The organism is Pseudomonas sp. GV085 (assembly GCF_003050925.1).
Classification (GTDB): Bacteria; Pseudomonadota; Gammaproteobacteria; order Pseudomonadales; family Pseudomonadaceae; genus Aquipseudomonas.
In genome coordinates, this window is sequence record NZ_QAOV01000022.1 from 14,378 (window position 1) to 37,340 (window position 22,963).

Below are 22,963 nucleotides of genomic sequence, written 5' to 3' on the forward strand. Positions count from 1 at the left end.
AAGTCCGGAACGGGCGATTTTCTTCAGTCACTCGCGGTCTTCGTCCAATAGTAAAAAGTTGATTGCCTTTCTGGCCATGAAGCCTCCTGGGTTAAATCATTCAAGTCTGTTTATTTGCTGGCTGAAGCCATCAGCACGCCAAAGCAAAAGAAGGTGATACCCGACAGTTTACCGACAATCCTGGCGCCCTTGTTCGTGGAGAGCCAGCCTCTTGCGCCGTTGGCCATGAGGGCATATCCGGTATGAACCAGTACGACGAGCAAGCTATAGGACGACACCAGCAAGAAGAACTGGCTGTAGTAGTTACCCTCCGGTTTGATGAACTGAGGGAATACTGCGAGAAAGAAGAAACCGGCCTTGGGGTTCAGCAACTGGATCGACAACGCCTCGACGAATCGACGCCACGGACGCGACGAAGTGACTTTGAGTTCGGGGATAAAACTCTTTGTACGCCACATCTTGATCCCCAGGTACAACAAGTACAGTGCGCCGATGTATTTGAGAATGGTGAACGCAGTTGCCGAGGCGGCCAGGATCAACCCTACGCTACTGGCGGAAATACCCGCCACGACAAAAGCGCCCAACGCGATACCGAAGATGCCGGGCAGCGAACCGGTCCAGCCGTGACGCAGCGAGTTGGAAATCGTCAGCACCACCCCAGGACCGGGGCTGAGCACAGTCAGGGTTGCCAGAATTAGAAACAGTCCGTAACTAGCCATGAATCACTCCACTAGGCAGGGCACTCAGAAGACTCTGTGTAGCCCAAACGATGTACTTGCTTAACAAACCCGTGAACAACAACCCGGCGCCGGTGACATAGAGGCAGGGCTGAATGTGCTTGTAGTAATTCCACACGCGCTCACTGCTCAGGACCTGAATGCATGTCGCGCCATCCAGTGGCATCACGGGCAGCATGTTGACCACACAGAGGAATAGATTGAGAGACGCGCAGGTCTCCAGAAACGCGACCAACCAACACCAAATACAGCAAGGTATCTGCGGGCAGACAAAGGCCTAATATTGACGCGGCTCGCATCGAGGCCCGATCAGCAGTATGGGTGTTTTTGACTGACATTGGATCAACGGCCGGCGAGACAAAGTGCGGCCTTTAGATTGGCGTGAAGCGAGAACGCTGACAAACGCTTTAATTGCACCTCGGATGTGACTAAATTAGACACATGATTTCCGACCTCCCCCCCTTGAACGCCGTCCGGGCCTTCGCCGCTGCCGCTCGTCATCAGAGCTTCAGCCGTGCGGCCGAAGAACTGCATGTCAGCCACAGCGCCGTCAGCCGTCATATAAAGCTGCTCGAAGAACACCTGGGGGTGTTGCTTTTCGAGCGTCGAACCCGGCAATCCTTGCTCACGCCGGCCGGCCAGACGTTTTATGAGCAAGTCAGCGTGGCCCTGGCGCAGATCGCCAACGCCGCCACCGCCCTGACCCGGGGCGCTTCGCTGCGCAAGGTGACCATCAACGTGCGCCCATCCTTTGCGGTGCGATGGCTGATCCCGCGACTGCCGAACTTCATGGCGCTGTATCCGGATATCCAGCCCGAAGTGGTCACCAGCACCCTGCCACCGGATCAATCGCGGGAGACATTCGACGTGGTAATCCGCCGTGGACAGTCCGGATGGTCGTCCAATGTTCAACCACAAATATTGCTGGAAGATGACTTGGTGCTGGTCGCAGCACCGTCGCTGCTGCAAAGCGTGCCATTAAACAGCGCCCACGATCTGGTCCACCACACACTGTTGTCAGGCAGAACCCGCAGCAGCGACTGGCAAAACTGGGTCGAGCACGCTGGCATCGCTCAATTGCGCAATCAGCCGATCCTGCAATTCGATCACATGCACCTGGTGTTGCAGGCCGCCGTCGATGGCCTCGGCGTGGCCCTGTGCCCGGCGTCACTGCTGGGCAAGGACTTGTCCACTAGGCGCCTGATCTGCCCGTTTCCCTCCTTGCGCCTGCCATTGACCCGCTATTACTACGGCGTCTCCCAGGAGGCGGCGGCTGAAACGCAGGTCTTTATCGACTGGATGTTTTCCCATATCCATCAGGACGCGACAGCCCGCACGTTATGAACTTCAGCCGAACCCTGATCATTGGCAACTCTGGCTCAGAATACAGCCCCCACGCCACCAGAACCACGGGAGACCGTGCTCCCCACCCGCGAAACGCTGCATAAACAAGAGCTGAAGGGTTTTCATGAACTGCGAGCAGCCTACGCCTGCGAGCGTTACGAGCAGCTCACGGGCTACGCCGCACCGATTAATGGTGGCCACTGCTATCTCATTGACCGCAACCTTGATCAACAGGCGCGGCAACAGATCAGCCTTGAGCTCGGGCATAACCGGATCGATGTAGTTTCCGCCTACATTGGAGGCAGAGCGTGAGTAAGCCCTTCGATATGGCGCTGTTCCTGAGCGGCGTCCTGACCGGCTCGAAGGTCACCCAGCAACGACACCTACGCCAAGCCCGAGCCACGCAAGCGGCCATTCAAAAACGATGGCAACGCGATAATCCCTGGACCTGGCAGCTCAAGCATGTGCGCTGGTTTTTCACTCAGCACCTAAAAGACCATTCCGCCGCCACCCGGTATTACTGTTGGCTCACGGCCCTATTGGTCTGGAAGCGATTAGGTAACAACCAAGAATTGCTGATCCGACGCTCGAATCATGAGTAGGCAGCCATCCAGGCTCACTTGTCCGCTACCCGAAAAGTACTGACATCTGGCTTTTTTATGGTTGATTGGATGCCTGACAGAAGTTGCCCGGAGATCCTCTGATCATTTCCGGATCTCAACAAATCATGTCTGCTTACAAACAGTTATTAGTGGAAGGCTGATATAGCCTATTGCCTCCTAATACGTGAGAGTTTATTTCATCATGCAAAAACTAATTATTACTGCTGCCGTAAATGGGGGGATTACGCCCCGCAGTAAGAATGGTGCGGTGCCATATTCGCCCGAGGAAATTGCCGAGTCCGTTGTCCAGTGCTGGGATGCCGGAGCCAGTATTGCTCATATACATGCCCGTAATGCGCAGGGAAGGCCCAGTTATGAACGACATGTTTGGGGAGAGATTGTCGAACGGGTGCGTGCCCGCTGCGACATTATTCTGAATTTGAGCACCTCCGGTTTGAATCTTCCCCATGGGGCACCTGAAGAGCAAGCCTGGAATCATCTGGTATATCAGCCCGAGATTGCCTCGTTCAACTGTGGCTCGGTCAACCATGGTGATAAACCGTTCATAAACTCCCCCGCTCTGGCAAAAAAACTAGCTGCCGATCTGGTGCGCTATCAAGTTCAACCTGAAGTAGAAATTTATCATTCGGGCGTTATCAATGAAGCCTTGACCCTGTTCAAGCAGGGCTTTCTGAAGTCGCCACTTATTTTTGCCTTCGCAATGGGTATCCACGGCGGGGTGACGGCCACCTGCAAAAACTTGCTAAATCTAATTGATAACTTACCGGAAAATAGTATTTGGTCCGCACTGGGTATTGGTCAGGATCAATTGCCGGTGAATATGCATACTATTTTGCTCGGTGGGCATGTGCGTACCGGCTTGGAAGACAATGTTTATTACCGCAAGGGAGAATTGGCCACTGGCAGCGCGCAACTGGTAGCGCGCATCGTGCGGCTATCGCGGGAATTGGGACGGGAAATCGCGACCCCTGCCGAGGCACGTGAGTTAATGGGCTTACCTACCGGCTTCAGCTCGCGATGAGTCCGCTCCAATTGCTTGTACACCGCCCACGTCGTCTGCGGCGTACTCCGGCATTACGGCAACTTGTACGAGAACATAAAGTCGATTTGCGAGACCTGATCCAGCCCCTGTTCATTGATGAGGGGATCAGCGAAGCCCGGCCTATCGAAACCATGCCAGGCATCTTGCGTCTGCCGGAATCCGCTGTGCGTAGCGAAGTGGAAGATCTTTATCGTTTGGGCATTCGTTATGTAATGCTTTTTGGTATTTCCCATCATAAAGACGAAGAAGGAAGTGATACCTGGAGCGATGAGGGGTTGCTGACACGCACTATTCGCAGAATCAGACAGTCTTGCCCCGAGATGGTCATCATTCCTGATGTCTGCTTTTGTGAATACACCACTCACGGACATTGTGGTGTCGTGCGAGATGGACATGTAGATAACGATAAAACCGTCGAGAACCTGGTTAAACAGTCTTTGGCTGCCGCGCGTGCCGGTGCTGACATGCTTGCTCCGTCCTCAATGATGGACGGTCAGGTGGGTGCGATACGAATGGCGCTGGATAAAGCAGGCTTCAGTCATGTTTGCATTTTGGCCCACGCAGTTAAATTCGCCTCGTCATTCTATGGCCCCTTTCGGGTGGCCGTAGAGTGCGAGTTGGACGGTGATCGTGACGCCTATCAGGCAGATTATGCAAACGGCAGGCAGGCTCTGATAGAGGCGCATCTGGATGAAGAACAGGGTGCTGATATTTTGATGGTCAAACCCGGCACGCCCTATCTGGACGTATTAAGTCAGCTTCGACAACGAACCGAGTTGCCATTGGCGGTTTATCAAGTGGGCGGCGAATATGCCGCTATCAAGTTCGCGGTACTTGCCGGCGCACTGAATGAAGAGCGAACAGTGATGGAAACACTGGTCGGGTTCAAACGCGCAGGCGCTGACATTATTGTGAGTTATTACGCCAAGCAAGTGGCGCAATGGATGGAAAAAGGAGTTGTATGATGGCGGTTTTTCACGATTTGAGTGATCTGAATACGGTTTTTAACGATCAGGATTATACCGTTACACAAGTAGGCGCTGCACCGCTGCAGGGTAACAAATTCGTGATTTTGTTACATGGCCGCAGGCAGGCACCTGATGATATTTACGAGATCGGTCGGCGCATCGACCTGGAAAATATCACTTATCTATTACCGTCGGCACCTGGCAAAACCTGGTATCCCAGCGGTTTTCAAAGAGAACTTGAACAGAACCAGCCTCATGTCGATAGGGCGCTTGTTTATGTCAAGCGACTTGTTCAATACTTGCTTGAGCGCGATGTACCGGCGAATAACATCTGGCTGATGGGTTTCTCCCAAGGCGCCTGTATCGGTAGTCAGTACTTATTCTGTTCACGCGATAAACTGGGAGGCGCCTTATTGTTCACCGGCGGACTTTTTGGGCCGGAGGTGAATCTGACCTCGAGTGAAAGCAATTGTCTCGCGAAAATGCCTATTTTATTGACAGGAAGTACGACCGACAGTTGGGTGCCAGAAGCCCGGGTTCGCGATACTGCCTGTTTATTTCGCAAGCTTGGCGCCAGCGTGCAGGAAGAAATATTCAGCGAGCGCGACCATCTGGTTTCGGAGCAAGAAATTGATATCGCCAGGGACTGGTTGACCGCAACTCAAGTCGCGTGAAAAGGAAAAGAAATCATGACGGATGCTTTTATTTGCGATTACGTTCGCACACCTATCGGTAAGTATGCAGGTGCCCTTTCTTCGGTTCGGGCCGATGATCTGGCTGCCATTCCCCTGCAAGCGCTGAAGTCCCGTAACAATACTGTCGATTGGCAATGCCTGGACGATGTCATCCTGGGTTGTGCCAACCAAGCGGGCGAAGATAATCGCAATGTTGCGCGTATGAGCCTGCTGCTTGCAGGGTTCGATGTTAGTACACCTGGCACGACCATCAATCGTTTGTGCGCCTCCGGTATGGATGCGCTTGGCATGGCGGCACGTTATCTCAAAAGCGGTGAGGCGGATCTCTTGCTCGCTGGTGGAGTGGAGTCCATGTCACGAGCGCCCTTGGTAATGCCGAAGGCCGACATCGCTTTTTCACGGCAGGCAGAACTCTACGATACGACCTTGGGATGGCGTTTTATCAATGCCCGCCTGCAAGCGCTGTACGGTACAGACTCCATGCCTGAGACAGCGGAAAATGTTGCCGAACAGTTTGGCATTGGTCGTGAGGAGCAGGACCTTTTTGCGCTGCGCAGCCAGGAAAAATATGCTTTGGCTGCGAAGTCCGGCGTTTTCGATAGGGAAATTGTACCGGTCACTCTTTCACTTCCGCGAAAAGAGCTCCGCCGGATTGAATTCGACGAGCACCCACGAGAAACAACGTTAGAAACATTGCAGCGTCTCGCTACACCGTTTCGAAAAGTGAACGGCAGCGTTACAGCAGGTAATGCTTCAGGGGTGAACGACGGAGCCGCAGCCTTGTTGCTCGCCTCGAAAACAGGGCTTATGCAGCATGGATTGAAGCCTCGTGCGCGCATTGTGGCGTGCGCATGCGCTGGTGTTGAACCACGGATCATGGGTATCGGCCCGGTTCCTGCTGTGCATAAAGTATTGAAACTGGCGGGCATGACGCTCGAACAAATGGACGTTCTAGAAATCAACGAGGCGTTTGCATCGCAAGCACTGGCCGTGATGAAAGAGTTGAAGCTGGACAGTGACGACCCACGGATCAACCCGAACGGTGGTGCAATTGCGCTTGGGCATCCGTTGGGCATGAGTGGTGCGCGCTTGATCGGGACGGCCATGAACCAGCTTGATCTGAGCAACGGCCGCTATGCGTTGTGCACCATGTGCATTGGCGTAGGTCAGGGCATTGCGATGATCATCGAGCGCTGTTAATCGATTCTGGTTCAGGTTCGACGCTATTTTCCACAGACTGCCCGCTGGTATAACGCCAGCGGGACATCACATACAGCCCCATTCCAATGAGTACGCCACCCGCTATTTCATGCCCGGTGGGAACCTGGCCGGTTAAACCAAAAGAAATCAAGGCGGCGAAAAGTGGACAGAGAAACAGAAAACCACTGGTTTGTACGGACCCGCCAATTTTCAGTGCGACGAACCAGAGCCCCATGGCACCGGTCGATGCCGGGATGGCAAGCCATAAAAACATGCCCCAGTGATACGCAGTGGTAGGGAGGGCTAATTGTTGTGGGCTAAGCGCTGCGATCAGGGCCAATATCATCGAGCCCAGCAACATCTGCCAAAACGTTACCAGCCAAGGGGAAAGCGCAAGGTTAAATTTCTTGTTAAGAACGGTTGAGCACGCCCAGCAAATTGAGGCCAGTATCACCAAACCTTCGCCATACCCCACACTCATTGAACCTGTTGAGCTGATGCCAATGCAAATGACAACGCCGATGAATGCCAGTAACAAGCCACCGAGAGCCACTGGCGAAGAGCGTTCTCCAAGAAACATCCAGGCCAGAACCACAACCAATAAAGGATTGCTCGCCATCAAAATGGCGGCCGTAGAAGGCGAAGTCGAGGTCAGACCGATATTCAGAAAAGCCATTACCCCCGCAGTCTGGAAAGAACCTAGAACAAGGATTCTAAGCCAGGGGAAATACTTCAGATTTAACTTCTGCCGCCACATGATCAGAAAAACAAAGGGTAATAAAGAAACTGCTGCGACAAAAAAACGTGCGGAAGCCGTCCATAAGGGCGGCATTTCGCTCATCACGATTTTTGTGCTCACAAACGAAGAACCTTGCAAAAAAGTAGAGGCCAGAACCAGCAAAAAATACTGATTTTGACTCGGGTTGTTGGCCACTTGCATAGTTTCTCCACAGGGTTTGTCCAGATGGACAGACTCTAAGACACTCAGCTTCTCCTAGAGCGCGCGTTTCCGACAGATGTTATTGAGAACGAGACTTTAGGGCCTGTTAATGTTTCACATCGGTAGCCATAGAACAGCGCATCACATGACCACCCCCGCTTTCAGTTCCAGATCTGGGCTCGACTAAAAGCACTTTGAAAAAGTGCTGAGCCAATTGCCGCTGGCTGACCAAGCGTTGAATCCTCTATAAACGGCGCTCCAGCAAGACAATCCGCTCCTTTCCAGGACACGACCTGATCATCTCGATGAGGAATCACTCGTGGCGGGGTTGCTGATGTTTACCGGCGTATTTGGCATCGGCGAAGGACATTTGTTTCATCAGGGCTCAACGGCTCAGTTCAGGTGATAGGTGTATTTTCAGCAGATCTGGAAGTCGTTTCAGGGTTTCCTTAGGTATTCACTGGGTAGATTTCCTGTGACACGCTTGAACATTACGGTGAAGGCACTCTGCGAGCTGTAGCCCAAGCACTCGGCCACCTGGCTGATGGGCTCACCTGTATTGAGGCGGAAGATAGCGTTCACAATCCGCAGCTGTTGTCGCCAGTAGACAAAGGAAGTGCCGATCTCATTCTTAAAAAGACGAGTCAATGTTCGTGTGGTCGCCCCGACGATCTGTGCCCAGTCCGCGAGTGAGCGCATGTCGCCAGGGTTGTTGATCAATGTATTGCAAATATGGCGAAGACGCCGGTCTTTTCCAGTCGGTAAATTCAGTCCTTTTGCCGATGAGTTGAGAATTTCTTCCAGAGTGATTTCCAATAACCGAGACTCGAAACTGTCGGCTTTGTAGTCAATGGAAAACAGTGAGGCGCGAATCAACTGCTCTCGTAAAAGAGGAGAAATGTTGATCCCTACCGTCCGGGAAGGTAAGTCCATGGAAAGTCTGGCGAGATCAACATAGAGCGTACGCAGCGATACCGGGGTTCGTGTTCGCATCTGGTGATCGACAAAAGGCGGGATCCAGACCCCACGTAAAGGGGGCAAAAGCCAATATTCGTGCAACGTGCGTAGTTCCATCATGCCATCGACCGCATAGACCAATTGCGCTCGAGGATGCTGATGAAGAGGTATTTCATGACCGGCTGGATATTCTTTGGGCATTGGAACAATCGGATTTGTTGCATATATCCATTTATCAAGGTCGTGGCTCAAACTCATCGTTTTGTCTGCTCGGTAATTATCTGTGGCGCGTTGCTCATTAAAAAAATCCATTCGTCAGCCAGCAGTCGAGCGCACAGGTCTGCCCGTACTAGCGTGAATTGATCTTTTTAAAGGGACATGTCAATCGCTGGAAAAACCTATCTCGGGACGTGCCTGATACCTCGCCCAAAAGCAGCGGGGAGTATGAATGCGAGCTTGAATGGCGAGATAGAGAACCCTTGCATTGCACGGGATGATCCTGAGCATTGTGCACGAGGCGGTTTGGCCACGCGGAGTGATGGCAAAAAAAGCTACGTTCCATCGTCCTGCCTCTCGGTAAATCGTTTACCTGAGTGTGAGCCATAGGCCTTGCCCGACATGGCCACAGCACCATCGCAATCCGCCAATGTTCAAGAGCGTCGCACAGGGAAATGCAATATCACTCACATATGATTACGTTTTACCGTACAGCTGTCCATGTTGTTGAAACAGCCTTGGATGTCGCCCTCTAAAACCCAAGATGCGTTTGCTTTTCGTGACGGCATACCAAAGCAATGTACTGCGGCATCAGCAGTTGAGCGCTCCGGCCTGAACCCATAAGAGTTCGGATCGGCGATGGTTTCCGCGATCGGTTCCAGGACCAGCAGATACAACGCCTGCATGGCCCGGCATTTCATTGCGAGGATTCCGAGGTGGCTCGTCTTACTGTTTCTCTTCGGAATAAGGACTCTCCGAAGCAGAAGCGATGAGTAGCCTCGCCGATCAGTTTGTGTCGTCGAGGATCAGCAGGTCGAACAGTGCAGCCAAAACTAAGGTTGCTCAGTGCAAGCGCACTGAGCAACCAAGTAGCCGCTCCTGCCCACTCGATAACTGGCCCATCATGTTCCGTGCATTCCTGCTGGCCGATGAGTTGATTTTGCCGCAGGCCAGCTAGGGGAGCTATTTTTTCAGTAGAATCTGCCAAAAGCTGTCCATCGGGTTCCATTTTTAGACAGTTTTGCGCGTCAACCAGGCACCCCAGAAAAGACTGCTGAAGAAACGAGTAGCGTCTCCGAATCCGGCGTCGTGTAACAGTTTTTGAACCGCCGCCTCGGAATGTGGAGGGTCAGCGCCTTGGAAGATTTTCCCCAGCTTGGCCTTCACTTCATCCGGGCTGGCTCCATGCTGTCGCCACCGCTGCCCCCAGACATCAAGCAATAACGGTTGGCTGGCTAAGCATATTGAATTCCCGCCACAATCAGTGGCGCACCCGGCTTGAGATGAGCCCGAATGAATCGTAGAAGTTGTCGCTTGGCGTCATCTCCATCGAGATGATGAAGTACGCCGATCAAGGTGCCCGCATCGTATGACTCGTCTGCTGGCAGGTAGTCGACTTGCCCAAGATGCATGTCCGTTCTTCCAAGCAACTTATTTGCCTTCAACTGCTGCGTCGCTGCCCCCAGCATCGGCTCAGATGGATCTACGGCAGTGAAGCGCCAACTCGGCTCCAACGTTGCCATCGCGATAATCTCTTGGGCCCAGGCTGTGTGAAAACGCATGCGCCGTTTTGAACGTCTGCGTTGCTACGTAAAATCTGTCGGCATTTGCTTAGGTCAGCACAGACCTAAAATTTACGTAGGAGTGCGATTTTCGTTCCGGTTCTGACTGTCAAAACCTGCTCTAAAACGTTTTCACACAGCCTCGGTCGATTCCGGTCAGTCACGATCCAGTCGCTTCAAGTAGGGTCCTACTACCAAAAGAACTTCGCTGTTTGGTCAGTTGTCCGAGCGTACCGAGAGCAACACAACCGCCGTGAAAGACAAGTCATACGTAGCTTCCAAACCGGGAGCTAAACTGGGAGCGAGAAAGATCGCAGCCTGCAGCGACTCAGTAGTAACGTCGCGGGTCAGAATCGATCAGGCTGGTCAGTTTGGTCAGGGCGAAGCGCAATTCGTCCTGGCTGGTGGGCGACATCAATACCAGCCGCACGCAGCGGGTAATCCCGGAGCGTTCGGCCTGGAACTGTGTGCCACTGAGCACCAGCACGCCATTGGCACGGGCCAGCATGGTGAATTCGTCGCTGGTCCAGGGCTCGGGCAGGCTCAGCCAGATGTGGTAGGAATACGGTTGTGTCTTGAGCTCGAAATTGGCAAAGATTTCCCGGGCAATCGCCTGCCGCCCGGCGGCTTCGTTGCGCTGAATGCGGATCAGCTTTTTATCCAGTCCCTCAGTGATCACATTGCTGGCCAGTTGCGCCGTCAACGGCGACGGCATCCAGACACTGCTGCGCACCATCGAGGTCAGGCGCGACAATAGTTTTGGCGGACTGTAGAGATAGCCGATTCGCAACGCCGGCATGACCGCTTTCGACAGACTGGTCAGGTACACCGAGCGATCCGGGGCGAAGGCCGACAGCGGTTTGATCGACGGGTCGGTGGCGAGAAAGCCATAGATGTCGTCATCCAGAATGATGAAGTCAAACTCCTCGGCCAATGCGGCGATTTGCGCCCGGCGTTTTTGCGACATGATCGCGGCCGTCGGATTCTGGCAGGTTGCCACGCAAACCAGCATTGCCGGTTTCTCCCGCAGGCACAGCTCGCGCAGCGCCTCGGGAATGATCCCTTCATCGTCCATGGCTACGCCCCGCAGGCGTCGCTCAAGACCGTGGGCCAGGGAAATGATGCCGGGGTAGCAAAGCTCTTCACACAGCACCAGGTCGCCAGCGTTGGTCAGCGCACTCATCGCCACCATCAAGCCATGCTGCGCACCCGCGGTGATCACCACCTGCTGCCATTGGGCATCGGGCAACGAATGACGCAACCACTGCGCCCCTGCCTCGCGGTGCGCCGGATGGCCGCCGTCCGGCGCGTAATCCAGGGCGCGAGCGAAATCGGTGCTCTTGGCTATACCTACCAGCGCCCCGCGCAACCAGTATTCCAGGGTTTCGCTGTAAGGCTTGATGATCGAAAGATCCAATAATTCGGACTGCCCCAGATTCAGCGGGGCGGCACTGTTGCTGGCCGGCAGTTCAAGCTGTTTCTGGTTGAGCACATAAGTGCCCCGCCCTACCTCTCCCTGCACCAGACGCCGCCGATGGGCTTCGCTATAGGCCCTGCTGATAGTGCCCGGTGTGACATTCAGCGTGGTTGCCAGCTCCCGCAGGGTCGGCAGGCGATCACCTTCGTTCAACACGCCGTTGCTGATATCGCGCGCCAACGCGTCGGCAATCGACAAATACATCGGCTGGCTGAACTCGCTTAGCTGAGGAACCCACATGAATGATCACTACCCATCGTAGAAATGATGAATATCCGAGCATATCACATGGAGGTTAGGCAACTAATAAATCAACTCAATCGATAAATTGATTCGATTGAAGCGGTGATTGAATCGGTAAGCATTTTTACTGAACAATATTTTTAAACAATATTATTTATATCAAAATCAAATAGTTATATCAAAATCCGTCGAGAAATAAGCAGTAATAGCAAAAAAACATTTCGCAACAATCTCTCGACCTATTGAATCAACTCAATTCATTCAAATACACTCATCTCGAATCGAAGCAATCGACTCAATCTCAATCCGAATCACCGCGTGCCTGCCGCGCCCAGTCGAGACATCATGGACACACTCAGAAAGGATCTATCCCTGTCAGCGGTCATCGCAGGCTTCATCGCGGTGATCATTTCCTATGCCGGCCCGCTGATCATCGTGTTTCAGGCGGCCCGGGAAACGCACCTGCCCAACGACGAGGTGTCTTCCTGGATCTGGGCCATTTCCATCGGCAGCGGCATTACCGGCCTGTTGCTGAGCTGGCGCTTGCGGGTTCCGGTGATTACGGCCTGGTCCACGCCGGGCGCGGCGCTGCTGGTGTCGATGCTGCCCACGGTCTCCCTGCCCCAGGCCATCGGCGCGTATGTAGTGGCGTCGGTGATTATCGCGGTGGTCGGTTTGTCCGGCGCGTTCGACAAGTTGATGAGTCGTCTGCCCAAAGCCATCGCCGCTGCCATGCTCGCCGGCATCCTGTTTCGTTTCGGCGCCGAACTCTTCACCTCGATCAAGCTGCAGCCGGGCCTGGTGCTGTCGATGATCGCGGCGTACCTGATCTTCAAGCGCTTTTCACCGCGCTACGCGATTCTGTCGGTATTGATTGTCGGTTGCGCCGTGGCCGCCTCATTCGGTGAACTCAACAGCGGATCGATCACCATCGACGTCGCCCACCCGATCTTCATCGCCCCGGAGTGGAGCTGGCACGCGATCATCAATATCGGCCTGCCGCTGGCCCTGGTGACCCTGACCGGGCAATACGTGCCGGGCATGGCAGTGTTGCGTACCTCGGGCTACAACACCCCGGCGCGCTCGATCATTTCGGTCACGGCAATCGGTTCGATCCTGATGGCGCCCTTCGGCTCCCACGGTTTCAACCTCGCGGCCATTACCGCCGCCATCTGCACCGGTCGCGAAGCCCATGAAGATCGCGACAAGCGCTATATCGCCGGGATCGCCTGCGGGGTGTTCTACATCCTGATGGGTACCTTCGGCGCGACCCTGGCCTCGGTGTTTTCCGCCTTGCCCAAAGAGTTGATTGCCTCCCTCGCCGGCCTGGCCCTGTTCGGGGCGATCAGCGCCGGGCTGACCGGCGCCATGGCTGACGAGAAACAACGTGAAGCGGCGCTGACCACCTTCCTGGTCACAGCATCGGGCATGAGTTTCCTCGGGCAGGCCGCTGCATTCTGGGGGCTAATCTTCGGGCTTGTAGCGCATTTCGTACTGACCTATACCCGGGAACGCAAAGCCACCGCCATCGCCGAGGGCAACCGATCATGACGGCTCGATACGACTTCATTGTGATCGGCGGCGGACTGTTACACGCATCACCGCATCTCGCGCCAGCCTCCGTGGCCGAAGCACTTATCCAAGGAATGATTCCATGAGCCTGCACAATTTCGACCCTGTCATCGCCCGCCTGATCAGCCGTGAACGCAACCGTCAGGAAACCCATCTGGAGCTGATCGCTTCGGAAAACTACGTCAGCGAAGAAGTGCTGGAAGCCCAGGGTTCGGTGCTGACCAACAAGTACGCCGAAGGTTACCCGGGCAAGCGGTATTACGGCGGTTGCAAGGTGGTCGACGAAATTGAAACCCTCGCGATCGAACGCGCCTGCAAACTCTTTGGGTCCGACTATGCCAACGTCCAGCCGCACTCCGGCTCCCAAGCCAACCAGGCGGTGTTTCTCGCGGTGCTCAACCCCGGCGATACCATCCTGGGCATGTCTCTGGCCCATGGCGGACACCTGACCCATGGCGCCTCGGTGAACTTCTCCGGCAAGCTCTACACCGCGTTCTCCTACGGCCTGGAGCCATACAGCGAAACCCTCGACTATGCCGAGATGGAAGCCCTGGCCCGGGAACACCGGCCGAAAATGATCATTGCCGGCGCCTCGGCGTACTCCAGAACCATCGACTTCCAGCGTTTTCGCAACATCTGCGATGAGATCGGGGCTTACCTGATGGTCGATATGGCGCACTACGCCGGGCTGATTGCGGCCGGCCTCTACCCCTCGCCGGTCGGCATTGCCGACTTCGTCACCTCCACCACCCACAAAACCTTGCGCGGCCCACGGGGCGGCTTGATCCTGGCCAAGCGCGAGTACGCAGCGCTGCTCGACAAGACGATTTTCCCGGTTTACCAGGGTGGGCCGCTGATGCACGTCATCGCGGCCAAAGCCGTGGCGTTCAACGAAGCCCTCGGGGATGAGTTCAAGCACTATCAGCAACGGGTGATCAACAATGCCTGGACCATGGCGAACGTCCTCACCCGGCGCGGCCTGCGGGTGGTGTCGGGCGGCACCGACTGCCACATGTTCCTGCTCGATCTGCGCTCGATGAACATCACCGGCAAAGACGCCGAGGCACTGCTGGAAAGCGCCCACATCACGCTAAACAAAAACGCGATTCCCGACGACCCGCAAAAACCGGCGATCACCAGCGGCATCCGCATTGGCACGCCAGCACTGACGACCCGCGGCTTTGGCGAAGCGGAATGCGCTGAAGTGGCGAACCTGATCGCCGACCTGATGGAACAACCGAATAACGCGGCGCTGCTGGATAACACCCGGCGTCGGGTGATGCACTTGTGTGAATGTTTTCCGGTGTATCTGCTGAGTTGATTGCTGGAGGAACATACCGGATAACGATCAAGCACCTGGCTGACGTACTGACTGAGCGTGGCTTGCTAGCGACTGGCTTCGTAACGACGGTCATCCGCCTTGCGCTTGTACCTCTTGCTGCTGATCATCTGACGAATCCGAGCAACCAGTACGTTCATGGAATGATGGAAATCCAGATAGGCCGTCCCTTGCTCATTCAGGCAGGTCACACCTGCGGGACAGTTCCCGCAACCAAACCAATCTACACACTACTGCTTGGGTGATCCTTCGAGAAACGGTATTCCACAATAAAGTTACAACCGATAATGTTGTTTAAAATCAATAATTTATTGTACGAATTCAAATTACCCCAGCCCACCACTTGAGACACCAACAAAGCCCGCCCTGTGCGGGCATCGTTGTTTCTGGCTGTATCGCAAGCCCTGCAACAGTCTGAAGGAGCCCCCACACGAACGATCAGTACTTGATGTCCCGGGCCGTGCGACGGGTATCCTGCTTGGTGCTGCGCTTGTCCTGGCGACAGTCTACGTTGCTCTTGTCATTGCCTTTTCTACAATCATCCTTGGTTTGCCGGGCAGTGGAGCGACCTTCCTGCCTGGTATCGCGAGCTTCACGCCGTTGTTGACCCTGCTCGGTCGCGTAGGCGGGTAGCGTCACCCACTGCACGCCAGTGGCGATGAGCAGCGTCGCCAGGGCTATCAAGTAGTGCTTGCGAATCATGATTTTTCTCCAAAGCCATATCGCTCAGTCGCTTCGTTTACTCCCCCCAGGAATTCCGCGAAAACGTGAATTACATCGTACGCTCACAACTCACAAAAGCACTTTGTGGCAGGTGAAATCTGACGATAGGGTTACATGGACAGTCGCGCGATGCCGCTATGTGCACAGTCGCCCCTAAAACTGCCACCTCCTCGGAAAAGCCCATGCGCCAAGCCCTCCTGATCATCGACGTACAACCCGGCTTCGCCCCGCCGCAGTGGCTGATCGACGGTATCCAGGCGCTCATCGGCACTCTGCCCAGTGTCGCCACGGTCGAGCGCCATGACGAATCCATAACCCCCTTCGAAAAACAGCTCGGCTGGCACCCCGCGCAGGACGATGACAGCCTGATTCCGGCCGACCGCATTTTTATCAAGCACGGCTACGCGCCCACACCGGAAACCATCGACTACCTGAGAAGCCTCAATGTCGAACGCGTGCTGATGTGCGGCCTGCAGACCGAAACCTGCTGCCTGGCGGCGGGGTTTGCGCTGTTTGATGCGGGTTTGCAGCCGACGTTGATCACGGATTTGACGATGGGGTCTTCGCTGGACCGGACGGGTGGGTTGGGGGTCAGGCTTTGGGAGCATCATTTCAAGCACACGGTGAGCTCCAAGCAACTTTGAGCTGCAATTAGCACCACATCATCGAGCCAATCAACCGACGTTAAGCAAGGCAAAAACTCACTTCCAGGAAATTTCCCTCAAGCCGTGTCCCCCTCAAGGACTTGAGCTTGATATGCGGCCATGTACGCTGACTTTTCAATCGAATTCACCGCCTCAGCTGTTTCACCTTTGATGCGCTTCTGCTGATCAAGCACATAGACAATTCGGGACGTCTTTACAAAGCTGGGGTCGATGAAATTGACTACCATATCCCTGAGCAATACACGCGGGCTGATTTAATGGCCAGGCTCGGGTTAGGATCAGGAGCACATCAATGATTTCGATCAAGCCAGGTCTGCCCAAGGGTGCCAAAAGCTCCTTCGCTGACTTTATTCGCAACGCCAAGTCGGAACAGAAAAAGCGCGTCTATAGCGAAGTGTTGACTGAAGCTACGAGGCTGCAAAATCTTGTGGTGATGGAAGCCGAAGCAAAACGAAGCTAACTGACCGCGCCAAGATGAAGCCCGACAAATTGTCGGGCTTTTTCGTTGTGTTCTTTGAATATTAAATGGCGTGCTTCGCACTCGATTGGCACGTAGTCACCGTCCTAGGACATTTCCCGCAAAACGCGTCGCCTTTCGTGAACTGGTGGACGCAGCTTCTCGACGATAGCCTTCAGGGGTCGCTGCACATCAGTGATCAGCTTTGACAGGCTGAAAACAGGAACCTTCCACTCGCCCCAATAAAACGGCATGCTTTCGCGCGTGCAGTTTCCATGGTGGCTGTGCGTGGGGCATCTTCGGATGCACCGGTTTCCTGGGTTTCCGGTCTGTCAACCTGCGTACAGCTGCCACCCACCTTGTTTGACAGCAGGAGAATGGCGGCTCCTCTAAACAAACCAGGAACTCCATCATGAAAAAGCACAGCCCTAATCCGCCAGATTCAACTACCGAAACATCCAACTTGTCCAACCTCTCCAAAACTACCGAACCCGCCATCAGCGCCCGCCTGCGCAACCCCAATCACCTCGACCCCATCAGCCACGTATTCACCCTGCGCCCCAACATCGACACACCCTCCCTGCTCACCCACGCCTGCGAAACCCTGGCCTCGCTCAACGTCATGAGCACTGACCTTGCCTGCGAGCTTGAGAGTTCGCGTCGCAACATCGCCCTGGCGATCCAGCAGTTGGCCGTGCTGGCGCAATTGCTGGTGAACCGGGCACTGGACAACATCGCGCCACTCGACGAAGTTGAGGCGTGAAATGAAGGCCTGCCTGATGGCAGGCCATTACCGGCCCGCACACACAAAATCTGACACTCTCAGGTCGTCCGACTCCAGAGCCGCGATCATCAAGCACGCAGCCGCCTCACCCCAATCCCCACCAATATCCCCAACACAATCGACACCAACGGCACCGCTCCCACCCAGGTCAGCGTCGGAAACACCAACAAAATCTGCGAGTCATTCCCTCCGAGCATCATCGATGCACCGGTCCCCATCAACACGCCCGCGAGCAAATGCCTGGCCGCTGTCATCGCTGCAAACCGCTGATAGCTGAACGTACGGCGGTGCAACGTGTAACAGAGCATGCCCAGCATCAGCATGGCGAACACCGTCACACGCGGGGTAGTCAATGATGTGTCGCCCGCCCCCCGGAACAGTTGCGAGAGATCGTAGAAAAATACGCTGGGCGTCCACAGCGGTTCGAAGGTGTAGAGGGCGCTGGTCAACGCCCCCAGCAGCAGGGCCGACAGCACCAGGTGCCTGTCGCCGTGAATCCGCACCAGGAACAGCAAAATCAGCAGCACGATGCCAATGACCAGCCAGTAATGACGGCTGGTGATCATCGGCATTTGCAGTGCCCGGTGTTCGGGCAGCATGTTCAGGTGATGCCACAGTACGATGCCCAGCACCCACCCGAAGATGGTGAAGACCTTGTTGAGGTTGCCGCTGGAGAGTTTGGTCAGGGTGCCGACGCTGCATCCGTCGTTGAGCACCGAGGCGAGGCCAAACAACAACCCGCCACCGACCAGCGACAGATAGCCGACTTCAGGGATGAACAGCGGCTGACTGACGCCAGACAAGGCGTAGAGCGGTGCGAGCAACAGACCGAACAAACCACAGCTGACCAGTGACACGAACAGGGTCGGACGGCGCTTGAGCAGCAGCCCGATGGCATTGACCAGGCACATACCCATGCGCTGAGAGACCCAGCCGATGAGGAACGCCAGCAGTAGCGAAATCAGCAATGAAAACACGGGCCTCCCTGTTTCCGCGTGGTGGCATCAAGTCGATACCTGACAGACAGATTAGTCGCTGGGTTAACCGAGCAGAACAAACGCGATTTACAGCGGTTCCAGCAAGCCTGCCGCAAGGGCCGTTTGCGTGACCGGCCAGAAGCGGACTTTGCCGCGGATCAATTGCCGTAGCGCTGTCGCAAGCTCTGGTACGGGGCTTTGATCCAGATGAATTTTTCTTCACTCCACGGTTCCGTTTACTGCCTGTACATTGCACTCGCTCATTCAAGAAACTACGGTTTGCCCGCCCTCCCGCGGGCTTTTTTTTTGGTTCTTCACGCAATTCCGGGAAACACCGATAACGCAATACCTGTAGGAGCCGGCTTGCCGGCGATGGACTCACGTGCGCCGCGTTTATCCGATTTACACGCGTTATCGTTAACGACCTTCGCTGCGATGCGGCGACCCGACAAGCCAGCTCCTACAAGAGCCAGCTTGCTGGCGATGATGGACTCAAGTGCACCGCGTTTATCCGGTTCACAGGCGTTATCGTTAACGACCATCGCTGGCAAGCCAGCTCCTACAGGAGAGCGTGCCCACGCTTTTTTTGTCTGCGAATTCGCAATCCGAGACTCATTGAAGGTTTCTTCGAGCAACAAAAAACCCGCAACCCTTTCGAGGTGCGGGTTTTTCAGTTCAACGCCAACTCAATTCACTGGTTGAGTCTGAGTCGCCGCTACCGGTTTTTGCACTTTGGAGAGCACCGGCTGTTCCAGCCTCGCTCGCCCGTAAAACGCCAGCGCCGTCAGCAAGCATGCCAGCCACACAAAGATCCCGGCCCAGAAGGTGTGGGACATGTAGTGCCAGCCTTGCAGCACCCGCGTTGTGCCGTAGATGAAACCGAGGGTCAGTGAGCCGTACATGATCGCTTTCGAATAGCGCCAGCGATAACGGCGAGCCACGAAGTACAAGGCCAGCATGGTGAACCCGCCCGATGCGTGTCCGCCCGGCCAGCAGCGCCCCTCACCGGCGACTTTCAGCAGGTCGAAGTTTTCATACCACTCAACGTGCTCCATTTTGCCGCCGTACTGGGTCGTCTCGATCGGGCAATACACGCTGGTGTGGCCCTTGAGGTAGTGAATGACCCCGGTGCTGATGGAGAACGCGAACACCACGTAGAGAAAGTCGCGACGATGCCGGGTGGCAAAGCGCAGCACCGGTGCGACTTTGATTTTTTCCAGGAAAGCGATGATTTTCGAGTGCTTTTCGGCCTTCAGGCGTGGCCAGAGAAATGACAGCAAGGCACCGATAATCGCAATTTCGCCGGTCCAGTTCGGAATGATCCGCGCCCATTTATGGGTGATTTTTTCGAACAGATGGACGTGGTCCAACGGGTACGTCTGCGTTACCGGATCAAAAAAATAATTGTTGAAGGCGATGTCGATGCTGGTCATGTCGAACATCAGAAACACCGCGACCGCGCAGGCCAGCGGAATACCGAAATTCACCCAGTAAAAGCGGTAGCGAGAAGCGGTCAACATTGTGAATCCTGATTCAGAAAGAGGAGGGAAAAACTCAATGAGTGCTCACCGAGCTCCAGTCGGAAGCGTCGATGAAGCCAAGCAAGCGCGGAGTCTGCGGGGTTTCGGCGGAAATAAACAGTGAAGCGCCATAACCCAGGGTCGAAGGTGGTAACTCGAGGTCTTTCTCCAGTTGCTCCATGCACTCGCTGTGGGTCACCAGAACCAGGTTACGCCCGGCCACTTTATGCGCTAGCGCGTCACGCAGCATGGTGCCCTTGCAAATGATCAGCCAGTCTTCCCCCGTGCCAACCTTGTTGAACATGAAGTTGGCGGTCTGTGCCGTGCGCAGGATCGGGCTGTTGTAGATATCGGCCTTGTCCAGGCCAAGGTGTTTGAACTGTGCCCCGAGGCTCTCGGCAACACTACGAGAGCGCTCGGTAATGCCATCGTTGCCGACCAGGCAAGGCGCCGAGGAGTGATCGCAACGCTCGACGTGGCGCACCAGCACGATCATGTCGCCCTTGGCCCACCCCGTCATCAAAGCCTGTGCTCCGGCCACATTGCCGTGAGCCAGGTCCGGCGCGGTGGCGGGACGCAGCAAAAACACGGTCAGCGGGATGACCAGCAGCGCCGAGGCCAGCACCACCGCCGCGTTGCGATAGCGGGCGAAGCGGTTCAGATCGATCGAGCGTTTTATCCCGAAAAGACTCAGTCTTAATTCCACATCAAGCCGCCTCGCCGGCACGTATCACCTCATCAGATCACGGGAGGTTAGTGAAACGTGCGTTGCCTGCGGGTGAAAGACATGTGAAAAAAAGCTTAAAACGCTGCAAAAACCTTGTTACAGAATCCGCCGCACAAAAACCTTTCAGCTCCCGGAATTGCTGCCGATACATCCTGCTTACACAGCTTGGCGGCCTCCAAAAAAAACAATCTTCCAGCCGACCGACGAAAAAGAAGCACCACGTTCCTGGAGGAATTTGATGAATAGCTGGTTCGGCAACATCAGCGTGAACCTGAAACTGGGCCTGGGATTTGGCCTGGTCCTGGTACTGACCTGCGTCCTCGCCCTGACCGGCTGGACCAGCCTGGGCAGGTTGATCGACCGCAGCAACTGGATGAGCGACATCACCCAGCTCAACACAGGCCTGACCAAGCTGCGTGTGGTTCGCCTGCAATACATGCTCACCAACGGCGACGAAACCGCCGCGCAGAGCGTGCAGACCACCCTCGACGCCTTCTCGGCTCAGCAGCAAGACCTGCTGGCGAAGTTCAAGAGCCCGGAAAACCTCAAGCTGCTCCGGGAGCAAGGCGCCGTCATCGACGCCTACAAGACGTCCCTGGGCAAGATGCGCAGCGCCTATCGCGCCAGCAACAGTGCCCGCGACGCCATGAGTGCCAACGCCGAAACCGCCAACACGCTGATCAATGACATCAATACCCGCGCGCAGCAAATGCCGTTGAGCGACCAGCGCTTTGAACAGTTCCAGGCCATTACGGCGGCAAAGGAGGCGTTCCTCTTGGCCCGCTATGAAGTGCGCGGCTACACCGCCAGCACCGATGCCCAGACAGAGCAAAAAGCCGTTGGCCAACTGGACGCCGCCATTGCCAGCCTGAAACCGCTGAATGCGCATTTCGCCGATTCCCAACAAGACGCCCTGCGTCAGCTGGAAACGGCGCTTGGCAACTATCGCGGTGCCTTGCAGGCCTACAAGGCCGCCAGCAATGACGCGGTGCAAGCGCGCAAGGAAATGACCGACCAGGGTGCCGCCATCGTGGCCCAAAGCGATCAGCTGTATCAGATCCAGCTCGACCGCCGGGACGCCGAAAGCGCCCAGGCGCGCACCCTGCAACTGATCAGCACATTGCTGGCGTTGCTGGTGGGCATCATTGCCGCCGTGGTCATCACTCGCCAGATTACCCGCCCACTGCGCGAAACCCTGGCGGTGGTCGATCGCATCGCCAGCGGTGACCTGTCCCAGAACGTGGTGGTCAGCCGTCGCGATGAACTCGGCGTGTTGCAGCAAGGCATTGCGCGCATGGGCGTGACGCTGCGCGACTTGATCAGCGGCATCCGCGACGGCGTGACCCAGATCGCCAGCGCCGCCGAAGAGCTGTCGGCTGTGACCGAACAGACCAGTGCCGGGGTCAACAGTCAGAAAGTCGAGACCGATCAGGTCGCCACCGCCATGCACGAGATGACCGCCACCGTGCAGGAAGTCGCGCGCAACGCCGAAGAAGCCTCGCAAGCCGCTGCGGCGGCGGATGGCGAAGCCCGTGAAGGTGACAAAGTGGTCAACGAAGCCATCGCCCAGATCGAGCGCCTGGCCAGCGAAGTGGTACGTTCCACCGAGGCCATGAGCGTGCTGCAACGGGAAAGTGACAAGATCGGCAGCGTCATGGACGTGATCAAGGCTGTGGCCGAGCAGACCAACCTGCTGGCGCTCAACGCCGCCATCGAAGCGGCCCGTGCCGGTGAAGCCGGTCGTGGTTTTGCGGTGGTGGCCGACGAGGTCCGTGGCCTGGCCCAGCGCACACAGAAATCCACCGAGGAAATCGAAGGCCTGGTGGCCGGCTTGCAGAACGGCACGCAACAGGTGTCGGCGGTGATGAACAACAGCCGCGTCCTCACCGACAGCAGCGTGGCCCTGACCCGCAAGGCTGGCGAGTCGCTAGAGAACATCACCCGCACGGTGTCCAACATCCAGTCGATGAACCAGCAGATCGCCGCCGCTGCCGAACAGCAAAGCGCCGTGGCTGAAGAGATCAGTCGCAGCATCATCAATGTGCGCGACGTGTCCGAACAGACTGCTGCTGCGAGTGATGAAACGGCTGCGTCGAGTGTTGAACTGGCGCGGCTGGGGAATCAGTTGCAGATGATGGTGAGTCACTTCAGGGTCTAGGCCAAACACGTCAGCGAGTTGCCAGGAAGCCCTTTGA

At 55.8% G+C, this 22,963-nt stretch carries 21 protein-coding genes and 4 pseudogenes; 14 read left to right on the forward strand and 11 right to left on the reverse strand.

The window, feature by feature from the left end; translation table 11 throughout:
• Positions 1-110: 110 nt before the first annotated feature.
• A complete protein-coding gene (locus C8K63_RS28860; RefSeq protein WP_108219795.1) occupies positions 111-719 on the reverse strand; it encodes a LysE family translocator in 609 nt (202 codons plus the stop codon).
• 459 nt (positions 720-1,178) lie between these two features.
• Between C8K63_RS28860 and gcvA the strand changes: the two genes are divergently transcribed.
• From gcvA to pcaF, 7 genes and pseudogenes are all read left to right on the forward strand, one after another.
• Positions 1,179-2,081 carry a transcriptional regulator GcvA gene (gene gcvA, locus C8K63_RS28870; RefSeq protein ID WP_108219797.1) on the forward strand — a complete coding sequence of 301 codons (903 nt, stop codon included), beginning with the start codon at positions 1,179-1,181 and terminating at the stop codon, positions 2,079-2,081.
• Positions 2,082-2,147: 66 nt separating this feature from the next.
• Positions 2,148-2,393, forward strand: a pseudogene (locus tag C8K63_RS28875) (integrase); the annotation flags it as partial.
• Complete coding sequence (locus C8K63_RS28880; protein WP_108219798.1) at positions 2,390-2,683, forward strand: hypothetical protein; 294 nt, start codon at positions 2,390-2,392, stop codon at positions 2,681-2,683. The pseudogene C8K63_RS28875 and the gene C8K63_RS28880, both read left to right, overlap by 4 nt.
• 202 nt (positions 2,684-2,885) lie before the next feature.
• Complete coding sequence (locus tag C8K63_RS28885) at positions 2,886-3,725, forward strand: 3-keto-5-aminohexanoate cleavage protein (protein WP_108219799.1); 840 nt, start codon at positions 2,886-2,888, stop codon at positions 3,723-3,725.
• Positions 3,722-4,711: a porphobilinogen synthase gene (hemB, locus tag C8K63_RS28890; protein ID WP_108219800.1), complete on the forward strand. Its 990-nt coding sequence runs from the start codon at positions 3,722-3,724 to the stop codon at positions 4,709-4,711. Before C8K63_RS28885 ends, hemB begins: the two co-directional genes overlap by 4 nt.
• On the forward strand, positions 4,711-5,388 hold the full coding sequence (locus C8K63_RS28895; protein WP_158273968.1) for an alpha/beta hydrolase: 678 nt from the start codon (positions 4,711-4,713) through the stop codon (positions 5,386-5,388). The genes hemB and C8K63_RS28895 overlap by 1 nt, the downstream gene beginning before the upstream one ends.
• A gap of 15 nt (positions 5,389-5,403) precedes the next feature.
• A complete protein-coding gene (gene pcaF, locus C8K63_RS28900; RefSeq protein WP_108219802.1) occupies positions 5,404-6,609 on the forward strand; it encodes a 3-oxoadipyl-CoA thiolase in 1,206 nt (401 codons plus the stop codon).
• Here pcaF and C8K63_RS28905 read toward each other — a convergent pair.
• The 5 genes and pseudogenes from C8K63_RS28905 to C8K63_RS28930 form a co-directional block, all read right to left on the reverse strand.
• Entirely contained in the window at positions 6,593-7,549 is a 957-nt protein-coding gene (locus C8K63_RS28905; RefSeq protein WP_108219803.1) for a DMT family transporter, read from the reverse strand. The genes pcaF and C8K63_RS28905 overlap by 17 nt on opposite strands.
• Before the next feature lie 438 nt (positions 7,550-7,987).
• A complete protein-coding gene (locus C8K63_RS28910) occupies positions 7,988-8,818 on the reverse strand; it encodes a helix-turn-helix domain-containing protein (protein ID WP_108219804.1) in 831 nt (276 codons plus the stop codon).
• A 404-nt stretch (positions 8,819-9,222) separates the two neighbouring features.
• A pseudogene (locus C8K63_RS28915) lies at positions 9,223-9,507 on the reverse strand (reverse transcriptase domain-containing protein); the annotation flags it as partial.
• A gap of 226 nt (positions 9,508-9,733) precedes the next feature.
• Positions 9,734-10,263, reverse strand: a pseudogene (locus tag C8K63_RS28925) (class I SAM-dependent methyltransferase); the annotation flags it as partial.
• Between the two features lie 349 nt (positions 10,264-10,612).
• Positions 10,613-12,001 (reverse strand): PLP-dependent aminotransferase family protein, encoded by a 1,389-nt coding sequence (locus C8K63_RS28930; RefSeq protein ID WP_108219806.1) that lies wholly within the window; start codon positions 11,999-12,001, stop codon positions 10,613-10,615.
• Positions 12,002-12,349: 348 nt separating this feature from the next.
• On the opposite strand from C8K63_RS28930, the gene C8K63_RS28935 reads away from it, so the two are divergent.
• A complete protein-coding gene (locus C8K63_RS28935) occupies positions 12,350-13,555 on the forward strand; it encodes a benzoate/H(+) symporter BenE family transporter (protein WP_108219807.1) in 1,206 nt (401 codons plus the stop codon).
• Positions 13,556-13,658: 103 nt separating this feature from the next.
• The gene (gene glyA / locus C8K63_RS28940; protein ID WP_108219808.1) at positions 13,659-14,897 is read left to right on the forward strand and encodes a serine hydroxymethyltransferase; all 1,239 of its coding nucleotides are present in this window, start codon (positions 13,659-13,661) and stop codon (positions 14,895-14,897) included.
• 456 nt (positions 14,898-15,353) lie between these two features.
• Here the strand turns inward: glyA and C8K63_RS28945 are convergent, their stop codons facing one another.
• On the reverse strand, positions 15,354-15,617 hold the full coding sequence (locus tag C8K63_RS28945; RefSeq protein ID WP_108219809.1) for a hypothetical protein: 264 nt from the start codon (positions 15,615-15,617) through the stop codon (positions 15,354-15,356).
• 203 nt (positions 15,618-15,820) lie between these two features.
• On the opposite strand from C8K63_RS28945, the gene C8K63_RS28950 reads away from it, so the two are divergent.
• The 3 genes from C8K63_RS28950 (at position 15,821) to C8K63_RS28960 (ending at position 17,523) form a co-directional block, all read left to right on the forward strand.
• Positions 15,821-16,282 carry a cysteine hydrolase family protein gene (locus C8K63_RS28950; protein ID WP_108219810.1) on the forward strand — a complete coding sequence of 154 codons (462 nt, stop codon included), beginning with the start codon at positions 15,821-15,823 and terminating at the stop codon, positions 16,280-16,282.
• 313 nt (positions 16,283-16,595) lie between these two features.
• Positions 16,596-16,763 (forward strand): hypothetical protein, encoded by a 168-nt coding sequence (locus tag C8K63_RS30560; protein WP_177413328.1) that lies wholly within the window; start codon positions 16,596-16,598, stop codon positions 16,761-16,763.
• 409 nt (positions 16,764-17,172) lie between these two features.
• Positions 17,173-17,523, forward strand: a complete 351-nt coding sequence (locus tag C8K63_RS28960; RefSeq protein WP_108219811.1) for a DUF6124 family protein — start codon at positions 17,173-17,175, stop codon at positions 17,521-17,523.
• A gap of 89 nt (positions 17,524-17,612) precedes the next feature.
• Here the strand turns inward: C8K63_RS28960 and C8K63_RS28965 are convergent, their stop codons facing one another.
• The 4 genes from C8K63_RS28965 to C8K63_RS28980 form a co-directional block, all read right to left on the reverse strand.
• Positions 17,613-18,521 (reverse strand): YeeE/YedE thiosulfate transporter family protein, encoded by a 909-nt coding sequence (locus tag C8K63_RS28965; protein WP_108219812.1) that lies wholly within the window; start codon positions 18,519-18,521, stop codon positions 17,613-17,615.
• Positions 18,522-18,835: 314 nt separating this feature from the next.
• A complete protein-coding gene (locus tag C8K63_RS28970) occupies positions 18,836-19,156 on the reverse strand; it encodes a hypothetical protein (protein WP_178086801.1) in 321 nt (106 codons plus the stop codon).
• Between the two features lie 51 nt (positions 19,157-19,207).
• Positions 19,208-20,041 (reverse strand): phosphatase PAP2 family protein, encoded by an 834-nt coding sequence (locus tag C8K63_RS28975; RefSeq protein ID WP_108219814.1) that lies wholly within the window; start codon positions 20,039-20,041, stop codon positions 19,208-19,210.
• Positions 20,042-20,075: 34 nt separating this feature from the next.
• Entirely contained in the window at positions 20,076-20,747 is a 672-nt protein-coding gene (locus tag C8K63_RS28980; RefSeq protein ID WP_108219815.1) for a histidine phosphatase family protein, read from the reverse strand.
• Positions 20,748-21,141: 394 nt separating this feature from the next.
• Here C8K63_RS28980 and C8K63_RS31315 point away from each other — a divergent pair.
• Positions 21,142-22,068, forward strand: a pseudogene (locus C8K63_RS31315) (methyl-accepting chemotaxis protein); the annotation flags it as partial.
• Positions 22,063-22,926 (forward strand): methyl-accepting chemotaxis protein, encoded by an 864-nt coding sequence (locus tag C8K63_RS31320; RefSeq protein ID WP_371319131.1) that lies wholly within the window; start codon positions 22,063-22,065, stop codon positions 22,924-22,926. The pseudogene C8K63_RS31315 and the gene C8K63_RS31320, both read left to right, overlap by 6 nt.
• Positions 22,927-22,963 lie beyond the last annotated feature (37 nt).